This is a genomic window from Streptomyces sp. BE303, assembly GCF_036290945.1.
Taxonomy (GTDB): Bacteria; Actinomycetota; Actinomycetes; order Streptomycetales; family Streptomycetaceae; genus Kitasatospora.
This window is the reverse complement of sequence record NZ_JAQYWZ010000807.1, coordinates 1-349: the sequence shown is the minus strand read 5'-3', so window position 1 is coordinate 349 and position 349 is coordinate 1. Positions and strand designations below refer to the sequence as shown.

At 72.2% G+C, this 349-nt stretch carries 1 protein-coding gene; it reads right to left on the bottom strand.

From position 1 onward, the window contains the following. Window positions 1-158: 158 nt before the first annotated feature. Window positions 159-290, bottom strand: coding sequence for a hypothetical protein (locus PUR56_RS27060; protein ID WP_329950830.1), 132 nt, complete (start codon window positions 288-290; stop codon window positions 159-161). Between the last annotated feature and the right edge of the window lie 59 nt (window positions 291-349).

Below are 349 nucleotides of genomic sequence, written 5' to 3'. Positions count from 1 at the left end.
GCCTGGGCACGGGGCCGGGCACGGGGGAGCCCCGGGCAGGCCGGTGCTCGGGTGGGCGGGCTCGGGCGGACGGGCTGCTGCCCGGCCCCGCCGGACCGGGCAGCGCGCGGCGGTACGGCCGAGGCTCGGCGACCGCACCGCCGGACACGGGGCGCTGATCAGGCGGGGAGTCCGACGGCGCGTTCGCCGTTGCGGCGTTGCTGGATGACGACGGCGACGTCGGTGAGGAAGAGGATCCAGACCATGACGCCGAGGCAGGAGATCATGCCGAGGCAGAGGAAGAAGAACATGATCGCTAGGTCGTCGTCGAGGCAAAGAGTGACGAACTAGCAGAACATCTCGCCCGTCG